Here is an 11,816-nt window from a genome sequence, read left to right as displayed (position 1 = left end):
GACGCGCACGCGCCCAACCGAATCCACTATTACGAAGGAGCAAGTCCATGATGAAAGGTCAACTCGCCGGGCTGATGAAGCAGGCCCAGCAGATGCAGGAAAACATGAAGAAGATGCAGGAGCAACTCGCGCAGATCGAAGTCGAGGGGCAGTCGGGCGCGGGTCTCGTCAAGGTGACGATGACCTGCAAGAACGACGTGCGCCGCGTATCGATCGATCCGAGCCTGCTCGCCGACGACAAGGACATGCTCGAAGACCTCGTCGCCGCTGCCTTCAACGATGCCGTGCGCAAGGCGGAAGCCACCGCGCAGGAAAAAATGGGTGGCATGACTTCCGGCCTGCCGCTGCCGCCGGGATTCAAGCTGCCGTTCTAATTGCGCGCGGCGTGTCGCGCGCGGCGCATCGCCTCATGGCCTGATGCGCGCGCGTTCGCCGTTGGTTGTCAAACGGCGCGGTTTCGCACGCCGCAACGCATTCGCGATTCAATCCACTACACGTCGACGCCGCCGTACCAGCATGAAACAACCTTCCGCCTTGTCGGCGCTCGTCGAAGCGCTGCGCGTACTCCCCGGCGTCGGTCCGAAGTCCGCGCAGCGTATGGCATATCACCTGATGCAGCACGATCGGGAAGGCGCCGAGAAACTCGGCCGCTCACTGCTGTTTGCCACCGAGCATCTGCAGCACTGCGAGAAATGCAACACGTTCACGGAAGCGCAGATCTGCGAGGTCTGCAGCGACAGCGAACGCGATCCGACGCTGCTGTGCGTCGTCGAAACGCCAGCCGACCAGATCATGCTCGAACAGACCATGACCTACCGTGGCCTGTATTTCGTGCTGATGGGGCGCCTCAGTCCGCTCGATGGCATCGGCCCCAAGGAAATCCATTTCGACCGGCTCGTCAGGCGCGCATCGGACGGCGTCGTCAAGGAAGTCGTGCTCGCAACCAACTTCACCAATGAAGGCGAGGCGACGGCTCATTATCTCGGCCAGACGCTCAAGGCACGTGGCCTGTCCGTCACGCGGCTCGCGCGCGGCGTGCCCGTGGGCGGCGAACTCGAATATGTCGACGCGGGCACGATCGCGCGCGCAATGCTCGACAGGCGTTCGATGTAACGGCGCGCCGTCCGAACCGCAACGCGTGACGGCAGAACCGCCCGGCCAGCACAACGAAGATCAGGAGACACATGAGCGCATCCACTTCAACGCCAACGGATAAACCCGAAGCGGACAAGCCCAAGGGGCCGCTCGCGGGCGTCAAGGTGCTCGAACTCGGCACGCTGATCGCGGGTCCGTTCGCCGCGCGCTTTCTCGGCGAATTCGGCGCGGACGTGATCAAGATCGAAGATCCGAAGGGCGGCGATCCGCTGCGCAAATGGCGCAAGCTCTATCCCGAAGTGGGCGGCACGTCGCTGTGGTGGGCCGTGCAGGCGCGCAACAAGAAGTCGGTGACGATCAATCTGAAGGCCGAAGAAGGCAAGGAAATCGTCCGCAAGCTCGCGAAAGAAGCGGATATCGTCGTCGAGAATTTCCGGCCCGGCCTGCTCGACAAACTGGGACTCGGCTATGACGTGCTGTCGGCGGAAAATCCCGGTCTCGTGATGGTGCGCCTGTCCGGCTACGGACAAACGGGCCCGTATCGCGACCGTCCCGGTTTCGGCGCGATTGCCGAATCGATGGGCGGGCTGCGCCACATCACCGGTTATCCGGACTTGCCGCCGCCGCGCATCGGCATTTCGATCGGCGATTCGATCGCGGCGCTGCACGGCGTGATCGGCGCGCTGATGGCGCTGCATCACCGGCAGGTGAACGGCGGCAAAGGGCAGGTCGTCGATGTCGCGCTGTACGAGGCCGTGTTCAACATGATGGAAAGCGTGGTGCCCGAATACGGCGTGTACGGCATGGTGCGCGAGCGCACGGGCGCATCGCTGCCGGGCATCGTGCCGTCCAATACCTATCCGTGCCGCGACGGCAGCATCGTGATCGGCGGCAACAGCGATCCCATCTTCAGGCGGCTGATGCTCGCGATCGACCGTGAAGATCTTGCGAACGATCCGGCGCTCGCGCATAACGACGGCCGCGTGCCGCGCACGCAGGAGATCGACGGCGCGATCGCCGCGTGGCTCGCCAGCCGCACGATCGACGAAGCGCTCGACGTGCTGAACGCCGCCGACGTGCCCGTGGGCCGCATCTACAGCGTCGCCGACATGTTCACCGATCCGCAATACGTCGCGCGCCAGATGATCCAGACATTCAAGTGGCAGGACGGACGCGACATCACGCTGCCGAACGTCACGCCGAAGCTCTCGGAGACGCCTGGCGAGACGCGCTGGCTCGGACCCGAACTGGGTGAACATACGGATGAAGTTCTGCAAACGCTGGGTTATGATGCGGACCACATTGCAAGGTTGCACGCGCAACAGATCGTGTAGCGGGCACCCACGCTAGCGCACGAAGACGGGCGGATCAGCCCGCGACAGAACAAAAACCGGAGACAGGACCATGCAACGAAGAAGCTTTCTCGCAGGCGGCGCGGCACTCGCGGGCGCATCGCTCGTCGGCGCGCCGCTCGCGTTTGCGCAAAGCAAGCTGGAGACGTCGAAAGTCGCGATCGCCGTCGGCGGCAAGAACCTCTTCTACTATCTGCCGCTCACCATTGCCGAGCGCCGCAATTTCTTCAAGGACGAAGGGCTCGACATCGAAATCTCCGATTTCGCGGGCGGCTCGCAGGCGTTGAAAGCGGCTGTCGGCGGCAGCGCGGACGTGGTGTCCGGCGCGTTCGAGCACACGCTGCTGTTGCAGGCAAAGAACCAGTACTTCCGCGAATTCGTGTTGCAAGGACGCGCGCCGCAGATCGTGCTCGCCGTGTCGAAAAAGACGATGGCGAACTACAAGTCGATCGCCGATCTGAAGGGCAAGAAAATCGGCGTGACGGCGCCCGGTTCGTCGACGTCGATCATGGCGAGCTTCGTGCTCGCCAAAGCCGGGCTGACGGCGAAGGACGTGTCGTTCATCGGCGTCGGCGCCGGGGCGGGCGCGATCGCCGCGTTGCAGTCCGGCCAGATCGACGCGCTCGCCAATCTCGACCCCGTGATGACCAAGCTCGAACGCTCGGGCGAGATTCGCGTCGTGTCGGATACGCGCACGCTGGCCGACACGCGCACGGTGTTCGGCGGCAACATGCCGGCCGGCTGTCTGTACGCCTCGCAATCGTTCATCAGCAAGAATCCGAACACGACGCAGGCGCTGACCAACGCAATGGTGCGCGCGCTCAAGTGGCTGCAGACGGCGACGGGCACCGAGCTGATCAACACCGTGCCCGAGGCCTACCTGCTCGGCGACCGTGCGCTGTATCTGGATGCGTGGCAGCACGTGAAAGAGGCGATGTCGCCCGATGGCCTGATGCCCGCCGACGGCCCCGCGACATCGCTGAAAACGCTGCAGGCCTTCGACGACACGATTAAAGGCAAGCCGATCGATCTGTCGAAGACCTGGACGAACGACTTCGTGAAGAAGGCGCTCGCGACGGTCAAGGCATAACGCCATCTGAACTTCGATTCAACCTCGATCCGTGCCGGGCTTGCGCCCGGCGGCACGCGTGAGGGCGCAAGCCCCGCCGCGTCACGATATTGCAACATCGAACCACCGAAGCATCGAAACAAGCGAGCCAAACGATGACCGTTGCCGCCCTGGCGCTCGAAAACATCACCTGCACGTTTGCGTCGCGCGAGAAGCGCGGGCAACGTTACACCGCCGTCAAGGACACGACGCTGCGCATCGCGCCGGGCGAGTTCGTCTCCGTGGTCGGCCCGACGGGCTGCGGCAAGTCGACCTTGCTGAACGTCGGCGCGGGGCTGCTGGAGCCGTCCTCGGGCGCGGTGACGGTGTTCGGGGAACCGCTAACGGGCATCAACCGGCGCGCCGGCTACATGTTCCAGGCGGACGCGCTGATGCCGTGGCGCTCGGCGCTCGACAATGTGCTGGCGGGCCTGTCGTTCCATGATGTGCCGCGCGCCGAAGCGCTCGCACGCGCCGACGAATGGCTGAAGCGCGTCGGTCTCGGCGGGTTCGGGGACCGTTATCCGCATCAGCTGTCGGGCGGCATGAGAAAGCGGGTCGCGATGGCGCAGACGCTGATTCTCGATCCCGACATCATCCTGATGGACGAGCCGTTTTCCGCGCTCGACATCCAGACGCGCCAGTTGATGGAAAACGAGCTGCTCGACCTGTGGGCCGCGAAGCGCAAAGCCGTGCTCTTCATCACGCACGATCTGGACGAAGCGATCGCCATGTCGGACCGCGTCGTGGTGCTGTCAGCGGGGCCGGGTACGCGGCCGATCGGCGAGTTTACGATCGATCTGCCGCGTCCGCGCGATGTCGCCGAAGTGCGCTCGCATCCGCGCTTCGTGGAACTGCACGCGCAGATCTGGAGCGTGCTGCGCGACGAAGTGCTTAAGGGTTATCAGCAGCAACTGACGGTCGCGCCGGAGGGCAACTGAGATGTGGAAAGCATTGCGCCCGAACCGCGCGAACCTCGTGATCTGGCAGTGGCTGCTGCTCGTGCTGTGTTTCGTGCTCTGGTACGTGCTGACGAGCCCGACACTGCTGCCCGCGTTCTATTTCGACGACGCGAACAAGGCGGCGTTCTTCTTCGGCGAACCGCAGAAAGTGCTCCTGCGGATCTGGGAGTGGTTCGCGTCCGGTGAAATCTATCTGCACCTGTGGATCACGCTGATCGAAACCGTGCTCGCCTTCGCGCTCGGCACGGTGCTCGGACTCGGCGTCGGCTTGTGGCTCGCGCTGTCGCCGCTCGCGAGCGCGTTGTTCGACCCGTACATCAAGGCCGCCAACTCGATGCCGCGCGTGATTCTCGCGCCGATCTTCGGCGTGTGGTTCGGTCTGGGCATCTGGTCGAAAGTCGCGCTCGGCGTGACGCTCGTGTTCTTCATCGTGTTCTTCAACGTCTATCAGGGCGTGAAGGAAGTCAGCCCGGTCGTGCTCGCGAATGCGCGCATGCTCGGCGCGAACCGCAAGCAGCTATTGCGCGCCGTCTATCTGCCCAGCGCGATGAGCTGGGTGTTTTCGAGCCTGCATACGTCGGTGGGGCTGGCGTTCGTCGGCTCGGTGGTGGGCGAGTATCTGGGTTCGGCGCGCGGCGTCGGCTATCTGATCTTGCAGGCCGAAGGCACGTTCGATATCAACACCGTGTTTGCCGGCATTCTCGTGCTCACGGCCTTCGCGCTGATACTCGATGCGATTGTCGGCGCGCTGGAGAAGCGCCTGATGAAGTGGCAGCCGAAGAGCGGCGAGACCGAAAAGCTCTGATCGCCCGATGTTCCCGTTGCAAACGGCGCGTGACCTGCGAAGGCTACGCGCCGTTTGTGTTTTGAAGGCTTACGGCGTGATCACGATCTTGCCGAGCACGCGCCGCTGCGCCATGTCGTTGAGCGCGCGCGCCGTGTCTTCGAGCGGATAACGCGCCGACACGAGCGGCGTGAGCTTGCCTTCGCGAATCCAGCCGACCATCTGCTCGAACGCGGCCGCATTGCGTTGCGGCTCGCGCCGTGCGAAATCGCCCCAGAACACGCCGACGATGCTCGCGCCTTTGAGCAACGCGAGATTGAACGGCAGCTTCGGGATGTCGCCGTTCGCAAAGCCGACGACGAGATATCGCCCGCGCCAGCCGATGCTGCGAAAGGCGGGTTCCGCATAACTGCCGCCGACGGGGTCGTAAATCACATCGGGTCCGTTGCCGTCCGTGAGCGCCTTGATCCGTTCGCGCAAGTCTTCCGTCGCGTAGTTGATGGTCGCGTCGGCGCCGTGCGCGACGCAGGTCGCGAGCTTCTCGTCGCTCGATGCCGCTGCGATCACGCGTGCTCCGAGCGCCTTGCCGATTTCGACGGCGGCGAGTCCCACGCCGCCTGCCGCACCGAGCACGAGCATCGTTTCACCCGCTTTCAGCGCGGCGCGATCGACCACGGCGTGATGCGACGTGCCATAGGCGAGGGTGAAGACGGCTGCCGTCTCGAGATCGGCGTCATCGGGCAACGGCACGCACGCGGCAGCGTCCGCGACGGCCTGCTCGGCGAACCCGCCTTGCTGCGTGTAAGCGACCACGCGCATGCCGGGTCTGAACTGCGTGACGCCGTCGCCGACGGCGCGCACGATGCCCGCGACTTCCGCGCCGGGCGTGAAGGGCAGGGGCGGCTTGAACTGGTACTTGTTCTGGATGATCAGCACGTCGGGAAAGTTGACGCTTGCCGCCTTGACGTCGATGACGATCTGGCCGGCTTGCGGCACGAGATCGGGTAGTTCCTCGATGCTCAGGCTTTCGGGCGGGCCGTACTGGTTGCAGCGGATTGCGCGCATCGTGTCTCCCATCGGTGAATGTGCGTTGCAGGCTTCGCGGGTTCATGCACGGCTCATAAGCGTGCTTCCGGCTCCGTACGGCTGCGGGCGCGCTATAACGCGGGTGCCGCAGCGAAGCAAACGCCGCCGTCTTGACAAACCCTTATAGCGAAGCAGTGTAATGCAGGCGCGAACGACCGTGCGCTTTCGTCGTGCAGCCGCATCCATGCCGCGCTGCATGAAAGCATAGGCACGCGCGGGGCCTGTGTGTCGTTCGCGTGCCTTGTTTCCTCGGTTACAATCGCCGCATGCGAATCCTACTCAGCAATGACGACGGTTATCTGGCGCCAGGCCTTGCTGCGCTTTACGAAGCGCTCAAGCCGCTCGCCGATGTCACCGTGATGGCTCCCGAACAGAATTGCAGCGGCGCGTCGAATTCGCTAACGCTTTCGCGCCCGCTGTCGGTGCTGCGCTCGGCCAACGGCTTCTACTACGTGAACGGCACGCCGACCGATTCCGTCCACATCGCATTGACGGGCATGCTCGATCACACGCCCGATCTCGTCGTGTCCGGCATCAACAACGGGCAGAACATGGGCGAGGACACGCTGTATTCGGGCACCGTCGCCGCGGCGACAGAAGGCATCATGTTCAACGTGCCCGCCATCGCGTTTTCACTCGTCGATAAAGACTGGGTGCATCTCGAAGACGCGACGCGCGTCGCCGCCGAAATCGTCGCGCATTATCTCGAGCAACCGCTGCCGGGTTATCCGTTGCTGAATGTCAACATCCCGAACCTGCCTTACGAGCAGTTGCGCGAGTGGCGTATCACGCGCCTCGGCAAGCGGCATCCGTCGCAGCCGGTGATCCGGCAGACCAATCCGCGCGGCGAGCCGATCTACTGGATCGGACCGTCGGGCAGCGCGCGCGATGCCAGCGAAGGCACCGACTTCCACGCGGTGGCTAACGGCCTCGTGTCGATCACGCCGCTGCAACTCGATCTGACCCATACGGCTATGCTGCCCGCGGCGCGCGACTGGCTCAGCGCCGGGAGCGGCGCTTCATGACGGGCGAGCGCGCAAAGCGCTTTCCGCTGGGACTCGAAGACCTGGTGCGGGAGCCGCGCCGGGCGGACGCGCGCGGCGCGAAAACGGCTGCGGCCAAGCCGGCTGCAGCCAAGCCTGCCGCGCCGAAGGCGGCCGTACCCAACCCGAACGCGCAGGCAACAGGGCGCGCGCGCAGCAGCGTGAGCGGCACCGTCGCTGGAAAAACGCCGGCGGGCGCGAAGGGCGCGACAGGCATCCTCAATTCGAACGCGAAAGCGGCCGGTTCGTCCGCGCGCCCGTCCGCGATTACAAAAAGTCCGTCCGGAATCGTCAATACGAAAGGCGCAATTACGATCCGCAATGACGGCGCGCGCAACCAGTTGCCGCGTCCCGTGACGGCGTCGTTCGAGCGCACGGGCGCGCCCAATGTCGCGTTGACGAGCGCCGTCACGCTGACGTCAGAACGCGTGCGCGAGCGGATGGTCGAAAGGCTGCGGGCGAACGGCATCACCGACCCGCGCGTGCTCGATGCGATGGCAATGGTGCCGCGTCATATGTTCGTCGATCCTGGCCTCGCCACGCAGGCTTACGAAGACGCGGCGCTGCCCATCGGCCATCACCAGACCATCTCCAAGCCTTCCGTGGTCGCGCGGATGATCGAGCTGGCTGCGCAGGGCCGCACGCTCGCGAATGTGCTGGAAATCGGCACCGGCTGCGGCTATCAGGCCGCGGTGCTGAGCCACGTCGCGCGCGACGTGTATTCGATTGAACGCATCAAGCCGCTTTACGAGCGCGCGAAGACGAACCTGCGTCCGCTGCGCATCCCGAACATCCGTCTGCACTACGGCGACGGACGGATCGGTTTGCCGGCCGCGGCACCGTTCGACGCGATCGTGATCGCGGCAGCTGGACTCGATGTGCCGCAGGCGCTGCTCGAGCAGCTTGCCATCGGCGCGCGGCTCGTGGCGCCTGTCGGATCGCAGGACGGACAGTCGCAGGTGCTCACGCTCGTCGAGCGCACGGGCCCCGCGCAGTGGCGCGAATCGCGGCTTGATCGCGTTTTCTTTGTCCCCTTAAAATCCGGAGTGATTTAACCCCGATGAGTATGTTTCGCGCGATGCAAAGAACAAGCCTGAATGTCCCGTTGTCCGTCGCTCAGCGCAGCGTTTGCGTGGCCATGCTGTCCGTCCTGGCCGCATGTGCAACGCGGCTCGATAACGCGCCCGTCGTCGATCGCTCCGGCACCCTCGGCACTGTCACGCAGCCGGGCGCCGCGCCCGGCGCGCAGCCTGCCGCGCCGCTCGGGCCGCCGCCTCCGGGCTACTACCGAGTGAAGCCTGGCGACACCTTGTATAGGATCGCGCTCGAAAACGGTCAAAACTATCGCGACATCGCCGCGTGGAACAACCTGACCAACCCGAACCAGATCGAAGTCGACCAGTTGCTGCGCGTGGCGCCGACGGGTGCGAACGGCGCGCCGCTTGTGGCGGGCGTGCCGGGTGTCGCGACGGCGCCCGTTGGCGGCGGCGCGGTGCAGAACGCGCCAGTGGCGGGCGTCCAGCCGGCGCCGTCGGCGGGTGCGGCCAACCAGCCGCCCATTTACGGTGCGGCGCCGGGCGCGTCAGGTGCACAACCGGTCACGCCGCCGCCCGCGGCCAGCGACGCGACGGCGTCGAACGGCAACGTGACGTTTGCTTGGCCCGTGCGCGGACCGTTGTTGAACGGCTTTGATGATTCGAAGAACAAAGGCGTGAACATCGGCGGATCGGCGGGCGAAGCGGTAAAGGCTTCCGCCGACGGCCGGGTGGTTTATGCAGGAAATGGGCTGCGCGGTTACGGCAATCTCATTATCATCAAACATGACGCGACGTATCTCACAGCGTATGCACATAATCGTGCTTTGATGGTAAAAGAGGGTGACGCGGTAACCAAAGGTCAGAAGATCGCCGAAATGGGCAATAGTGATTCCGACCGCGTGATGTTGCATTTCGAAGTTCGCCGCCAGGGTAAGCCTGTCGACCCAATGAAGTATTTGCCGCCGCAATAAGCCAAGCGATACGACCATGCCGAAATCGAAGCGCCGCCCGTCGCAAGCAGAGACTGAGTCCGTGAGCCGTGCCACGCCTGTTTCGGTGGACGACGTTGGCGCTTCGGATGTCGATGACGACACTGTCGAGGATCTCGACAACGCCAACGACTCCGAAGAGCGGGCGTCGGGTCGCGACGAGGAATCCGAGGGGCGCGAGAGCGCAAACGATTCCGCGCCCGACGCCGACGATTTTCGCGCGCTCTTGCAGGCCGAACTCACGGCTGACACGATCCAGCACTACCTGAACCGGATCAGCGTGAAGCCGCTGCTGACCGTCGAGGAAGAGCAGCGTTATTCGCGCCTCGCGAAGGCGGGCGAGTTCGAAGCGCGCCAGGTGATGATCGAGCGCAATCTGCGGCTCGTGGTCAGCATCGCGAAGGGGTATCTGAATCGCGGCGTGCCGCTGCTCGATCTGATCGAAGAGGGCAACCTGGGCCTGATGCACGCGATCGAAAAATTCGATCCGACGCGCGGCTTCCGCTTCTCGACGTATGCAACGTGGTGGATTCGCCAGAGCATCGAGCGCGCGATCATGAATCAGGCGCGCACGGTGCGGCTGCCGGTGCATGTGATCCGCGAGCTGAATCAGGTGTTGCGCGCGAAGCGCCACCTCGAAAAGAATTCGATGAATTCGGGCGAAGCGGCCGAGCGCCGCGACGCGAGCATCGACGACATCGCGTATCTGACGGGCAAGACGACGGACGAAGTCACCGATATCCTCGCGTTGAACGAGCACACGGCGTCGCTCGATGCGCCGCTCGATCTCGACCCGGCGAGCAGCCTGCTCGATCTGTTGTCCGACGACCAGAGTCAGTCGCCCGATGCGGAGGTGCAGCATCGCGAGCTCGAGACGTTGACGCGCGCGTGGCTCGCGCGGCTCTCGGACAAACACCGTCATGTGATCGAGCGCCGCTTCGGGTTGAATCACATCGAGCCGGCCACGCTCGAGGAACTTGCCGACGAAATGGGCCTTACGCGCGAGCGTGTGCGCCAGATCCAGCAAGAGGCGCTCGTGCGTCTGAAGCGCTTCTTTGCGTCCAATGGCGTTCGAAAGGACGCTGTTCTCTAGAAACTGATGACTCCAATTCTGGTTTTCGACATCGAGACGATTCCCGATGTCGCCGGCATTCGCCGGCTTGAAAGTCTTCCCGCAACGATGTCCGACGAAGAAGTGGCCGAGCACGCGTTTGCGGCGCGGCGCGAGAAGACGGGCAGTGATTTTCTGCCGCATCACTTGCAGCGTGTCGCGGCGATTTCATGCGTGTTCCGCGATGACAATGGTTTTCGGGTGCGTTCGCTTGGCACGCCGTCGGATGGCGAGGCTTCGCTCGTGCAGTCGTTTTATCGCACGATCGAGAAGTACACGCCGCAGTTGGTGTCGTGGAACGGGGGCGGCTTTGATTTACCGGTGCTGAACTACCGTGCGCTGGTGAATGGCATACGCGCGAACCGGTTTTGGGATCTTGGCGAGGATGACCGCGATTTCAAGTGGAACAACTACATCAGCCGATACCACGCGCGGCATACTGACTTGATGGATGTGCTCGCGATGTATCAGGCGAGGGCGAATGCGCCGCTCGATGCGCTTGCCAAGCTGTGTGGTTTTCCCGGCAAGCTCGGGATGGATGGCGGGCAGGTGTGGCACGCGTTTCAGGCGGGGCGGATCGATGAGATCCGGAACTACTGTGAGACGGATGTCGTTAATACTTATCTGCTTTATTGTCGGTTTCAGTTGATGCGGGGTGGGTTTTCGCCGGAGGAGTATGCGGATGAAATCGCACTCGTGAAGAACTCCTTGGCGCAGGAGGCGGCGCCTCATTGGGCCGAGTATCTCTCTGCGTTCGATAATTAGTGGTTTTTTTGGGGTCTTTTGTCTGCGACGCTTGGGTGGTCTGCTTGCTTTTGCGCTGGCATCCGCGTGACGTTAGCGTGCTTCAGGCGTTGCCCCTGTGCGGGGCGGCACCTACTTTTCTTTGCCGCCGCAAAGAAAAGTAGGCAAAAGAAAGCGGCTCACACCGCCAGCGCTAATTCTTGCCTGAGGGCCCCCAAAGGTTCTTACGCTTCACACGGCAATCACGTCATTCGTGTTCGTTGCCAGCGCTCTTGCGGTGCGCCTCACCTGCTTCACACACCTGCGGCCCAGCACGCCGCGCCAGATAGTCCACCGCCGCCCAGGTGGCAAACTGTGTGTAGGCCATAGCGCCTCGCACGCCTCACTCCGGACCCGATAGCACGCGCATACCTCCATGTAAGAGCGCCGAGCTATACGCCGCGACAACCTACACACAGTTTGCCACCTGGGCGGCACGTACCATTCGCTGCCGCTAACTCATGTA

The 11,816-nt window shown here is 63.7% G+C and carries 12 protein-coding genes; 11 read left to right on the top strand and 1 reads right to left on the bottom strand.

Annotation, left to right across the window (positions count from 1 at the left end):
- Nucleotides 1-47 precede the first annotated feature (47 nt).
- From C2L66_RS08300 to C2L66_RS08275, 6 genes are all read left to right on the top strand, one after another.
- Complete coding sequence (locus C2L66_RS08300; protein ID WP_006048866.1) at nt 48-374, top strand: YbaB/EbfC family nucleoid-associated protein; 327 nt, start codon at nt 48-50, stop codon at nt 372-374.
- Nucleotides 375-516: 142 nt separating this feature from the next.
- Nucleotides 517-1,113 (top strand): recombination mediator RecR, encoded by a 597-nt coding sequence (recR, locus tag C2L66_RS08295; RefSeq protein WP_036005062.1) that lies wholly within the window; start codon nt 517-519, stop codon nt 1,111-1,113.
- Between the two features lie 71 nt (nt 1,114-1,184).
- The gene (locus C2L66_RS08290) at nt 1,185-2,429 is read left to right on the top strand and encodes a CaiB/BaiF CoA transferase family protein (protein WP_060600721.1); all 1,245 of its coding nucleotides are present in this window, start codon (nt 1,185-1,187) and stop codon (nt 2,427-2,429) included.
- Between the two features lie 70 nt (nt 2,430-2,499).
- Nucleotides 2,500-3,537 carry an ABC transporter substrate-binding protein gene (locus C2L66_RS08285; protein ID WP_060600724.1) on the top strand — a complete coding sequence of 346 codons (1,038 nt, stop codon included), beginning with the start codon at nt 2,500-2,502 and terminating at the stop codon, nt 3,535-3,537.
- Between the two features lie 134 nt (nt 3,538-3,671).
- Nucleotides 3,672-4,496, top strand: a complete 825-nt coding sequence (locus C2L66_RS08280) for an ABC transporter ATP-binding protein (protein WP_036005071.1) — start codon at nt 3,672-3,674, stop codon at nt 4,494-4,496.
- Nucleotide 4,497: 1 nt separating this feature from the next.
- Nucleotides 4,498-5,322, top strand: a complete 825-nt coding sequence (locus tag C2L66_RS08275) for an ABC transporter permease (RefSeq protein ID WP_054930413.1) — start codon at nt 4,498-4,500, stop codon at nt 5,320-5,322.
- A 69-nt stretch (nt 5,323-5,391) separates the two neighbouring features.
- Here the strand turns inward: C2L66_RS08275 and C2L66_RS08270 are convergent, their stop codons facing one another.
- On the bottom strand, nt 5,392-6,366 hold the full coding sequence (locus tag C2L66_RS08270; protein WP_054930419.1) for an NADPH:quinone oxidoreductase family protein: 975 nt from the start codon (nt 6,364-6,366) through the stop codon (nt 5,392-5,394).
- Between the two features lie 287 nt (nt 6,367-6,653).
- Between C2L66_RS08270 and surE the strand changes: the two genes are divergently transcribed.
- Genes surE through C2L66_RS08245 form a run of 5 tightly spaced genes read left to right on the top strand, consistent with a single transcriptional unit; the run spans nt 6,654 to nt 11,332 of the window.
- A complete protein-coding gene (surE, locus tag C2L66_RS08265) occupies nt 6,654-7,412 on the top strand; it encodes a 5'/3'-nucleotidase SurE (RefSeq protein ID WP_054930414.1) in 759 nt (252 codons plus the stop codon).
- The gene (locus C2L66_RS08260) at nt 7,409-8,485 is read left to right on the top strand and encodes a protein-L-isoaspartate(D-aspartate) O-methyltransferase (RefSeq protein WP_060600727.1); all 1,077 of its coding nucleotides are present in this window, start codon (nt 7,409-7,411) and stop codon (nt 8,483-8,485) included. The genes surE and C2L66_RS08260 overlap by 4 nt, the downstream gene beginning before the upstream one ends.
- Before the next feature lie 5 nt (nt 8,486-8,490).
- Nucleotides 8,491-9,438, top strand: coding sequence for a peptidoglycan DD-metalloendopeptidase family protein (locus C2L66_RS08255; protein WP_060600730.1), 948 nt, complete (start codon nt 8,491-8,493; stop codon nt 9,436-9,438).
- A gap of 16 nt (nt 9,439-9,454) precedes the next feature.
- Complete coding sequence (gene rpoS, locus C2L66_RS08250; RefSeq protein ID WP_060600733.1) at nt 9,455-10,549, top strand: RNA polymerase sigma factor RpoS; 1,095 nt, start codon at nt 9,455-9,457, stop codon at nt 10,547-10,549.
- Nucleotides 10,550-10,555: 6 nt separating this feature from the next.
- Nucleotides 10,556-11,332 (top strand): 3'-5' exonuclease, encoded by a 777-nt coding sequence (locus C2L66_RS08245; RefSeq protein WP_060600736.1) that lies wholly within the window; start codon nt 10,556-10,558, stop codon nt 11,330-11,332.
- The last annotated feature ends 484 nt before the right edge of the window (nt 11,333-11,816 follow it).

Source organism: Paraburkholderia caribensis, from assembly GCF_002902945.1.
In the GTDB taxonomy this organism is placed as follows: domain Bacteria; phylum Pseudomonadota; class Gammaproteobacteria; order Burkholderiales; family Burkholderiaceae; genus Paraburkholderia; species Paraburkholderia caribensis.
Note: the sequence above shows the minus strand (reverse complement) of the source record. Positions and strands in the feature narration are given on the sequence as shown.

Bases quoted from the DNA above. Each gene is read 5' to 3' on its own strand.
- C2L66_RS08300 (WP_006048866.1), top strand. From the start codon at position 48: ATGATGAAAGGTCAACTCGCCGGGCTGATGAAGCAGGCCCAGCAGATG.
- recR (WP_036005062.1), top strand. From the start codon at position 517: ATGAAACAACCTTCCGCCTTGTCGGCGCTCGTCGAAGCGCTGCGCGTA.
- C2L66_RS08290 (WP_060600721.1), top strand. From the start codon at position 1,185: ATGAGCGCATCCACTTCAACGCCAACGGATAAACCCGAAGCGGACAAG.
- C2L66_RS08285 (WP_060600724.1), top strand. From the start codon at position 2,500: ATGCAACGAAGAAGCTTTCTCGCAGGCGGCGCGGCACTCGCGGGCGCA.
- C2L66_RS08280 (WP_036005071.1), top strand. From the start codon at position 3,672: ATGACCGTTGCCGCCCTGGCGCTCGAAAACATCACCTGCACGTTTGCG.
- C2L66_RS08275 (WP_054930413.1), top strand. From the start codon at position 4,498: ATGTGGAAAGCATTGCGCCCGAACCGCGCGAACCTCGTGATCTGGCAG.
- C2L66_RS08270 (WP_054930419.1), bottom strand. From the start codon at position 6,366: ATGCGCGCAATCCGCTGCAACCAGTACGGCCCGCCCGAAAGCCTGAGC.
- surE (WP_054930414.1), top strand. From the start codon at position 6,654: ATGCGAATCCTACTCAGCAATGACGACGGTTATCTGGCGCCAGGCCTT.
- C2L66_RS08260 (WP_060600727.1), top strand. From the start codon at position 7,409: ATGACGGGCGAGCGCGCAAAGCGCTTTCCGCTGGGACTCGAAGACCTG.
- C2L66_RS08255 (WP_060600730.1), top strand. From the start codon at position 8,491: ATGAGTATGTTTCGCGCGATGCAAAGAACAAGCCTGAATGTCCCGTTG.
- rpoS (WP_060600733.1), top strand. From the start codon at position 9,455: ATGCCGAAATCGAAGCGCCGCCCGTCGCAAGCAGAGACTGAGTCCGTG.
- C2L66_RS08245 (WP_060600736.1), top strand. From the start codon at position 10,556: ATGACTCCAATTCTGGTTTTCGACATCGAGACGATTCCCGATGTCGCC.